Origin of the sequence: Salinisphaera orenii subsp. halophila YIM 95161, assembly GCF_003732545.1 — a bacterium.
In the GTDB taxonomy this organism is placed as follows: Bacteria; Pseudomonadota; Gammaproteobacteria; order Nevskiales; family Salinisphaeraceae; genus Salinisphaera; species Salinisphaera orenii_A.
Genome location: NZ_AYKF01000010.1, coordinates 1 through 1807, shown reverse-complemented (window position 1 = coordinate 1807; position 1807 = coordinate 1). Strand labels below are relative to the sequence as shown.

Genomic DNA, 1807 nt, shown 5'->3' with positions numbered 1-1807 from the left:
GTCGTGCCGATCGCCGCCCGCCGGCCGCGAGCTCGGCCGAGGTGCCGGGTCGTTGCTTCAGGCGAGACCGTCGACGCTGGGCCGCGCCTCGTACTGATGACGCCGCGGTGGGGCTTGAGTGATGAGAACCGGACGACACAGGGACTAGCTGCCGCATGCGTATCGACGTCGTTTCGCTGTTCCCGGAATGGATCGCCGGACTTCGGGAATACGGCGTCGTGGGGCGAGGTCTGCGCGAATCCCGCCCGGCGCTGAATACCTGGAATCCGCGTGACCGGGCCGACAACGCCAGCGGCCGGGTCGACGATCGGCCCTACGGCGGCGGCCCCGGCATGGTCATGGACGCGCCGACGCTTGCGCGCACGCTGGATGCCGTGGCGGCCGCGCGCGGTGATGACCGGGCGCCGGTCATCCTGTTGTCGCCCCAGGGGCATCGCTTCGATCAGGCCTGGGCCGAGCGGCTGGCCGCCGGCCCCGGCTTCGTGCTCTGCTGCGGCCGCTACGAGGGCGTCGACCAGCGCTTCATCGACGCGCGTGTCGACGTCCAGCTGTCGATCGGCGACGTGGTGCTCTCCGGCGGCGAGTTGCCGGCGATGATGATCATCGACGCGGTGGCCCGGCTGCTCGACGGCGTGCTCGGCGATGCGCGCTCGGCGGTGCAGGATTCGTTCTCGACCGGGCTGCTGGATCATCCGCACTATACGCGTCCGGACGCCGCGCTCGGACGCGCCGTGCCCGAGGTCCTGTTGTCCGGCGATCACGCCCGGATCGCGCGCTGGCGCGAAAAGCAGGCGCTCGGGGCCACCTGGCTGCATCGTCCGGACCTGCTCGATCGGTTGACGCTGAGCGCTGAGCAGGAGCGACTGCTGGCCGAATTCATCAGCGAGCGGGGCGAGTGATCGCATGATGCGCGAATCGCCGGCCGCAGCGGGCACGAAGACGAAAAATTTTCCGTCGAGGGTGGCGAAAAAGGCCGGCAGTTCCGGTATACTCCCGCGTCTTCAATAGCCCCAGCGGCTTTCGAGAACGCAAAGAGGCAGGCCATGAGCAACATCATCGACGAACTGGAAGCCGAGCAGAAAGGCGGCAAGCAGATTCCGGAATTCTCCGCCGGCGATACCGTGGTCGTGCAGGTCCGCGTGAAGGAAGGCGAGCGCGAGCGTCTCCAGGCGTTCGAGGGCGTGGTCATCGCCAAGCGCAATCGCGGTCTGAACTCCGCGTTCACGGTACGCAAGGTCTCCTACGGTGAGGGCGTCGAACGCGTCTTCCAGACCTTCTCCCCGAACCTGGCCGAGATCAAGGTGCTGCGCCGCGGTGATGTGCGCCGCGCCAAGCTGTACTACCTGCGCGAGCGCTCCGGCAAGTCCGCGCGCATCAAGGAAAAGCTGTCGTAGTACAGCGCCTCGCGGTCCGACCGCGATCTGCCCGGAAACGGCGCCCTCGAGGCGCCGTTTCTCGTTGGGCGCCCGCACGACATCGCAGAAACGCGACTCCGGCCTGCTGACGCGCGACGGCAGCGCCGTATTGGAGATCGCAGATCGTATTCTGACAAGGGTAGTGATCGATCGTGGCGCGCCAGCATCCGGACGCGCAACGCCGCGAGGCGCCGCCGGACGCGCGGCCCGGCCCGAAGGCCGGCGCCCCGATGAACTTCACAAGGCGCGGCAATCCGGTATTGCGGTAGGCCTGCGCAGCGTCACGGCGCGCACTCCGCCTCTTTCCACCCCCGCTCGACAGCTAGCCCGGATATTGCATCAAGCCAGCGATGACCGCGGCTTGGGCGGCTAATCGCCCACCGCGTGCGGTT

At 68.1% G+C, this 1807-nt stretch carries 2 protein-coding genes; both read left to right on the top strand.

Translation table 11 applies throughout. The annotated features are described in order from the left end of the window. Positions 1-155: 155 nt before the first annotated feature. Complete coding sequence (gene trmD / locus SAHL_RS01720; protein ID WP_123589697.1) at positions 156-899, top strand: tRNA (guanosine(37)-N1)-methyltransferase TrmD; 744 nt, start codon at positions 156-158, stop codon at positions 897-899. A gap of 144 nt (positions 900-1043) precedes the next feature. Further along, positions 1044-1394 carry a 50S ribosomal protein L19 gene (rplS, locus tag SAHL_RS01715; RefSeq protein ID WP_123589696.1) on the top strand — a complete coding sequence of 117 codons (351 nt, stop codon included), beginning with the start codon at positions 1044-1046 and terminating at the stop codon, positions 1392-1394. The last annotated feature ends 413 nt before the right edge of the window (positions 1395-1807 follow it).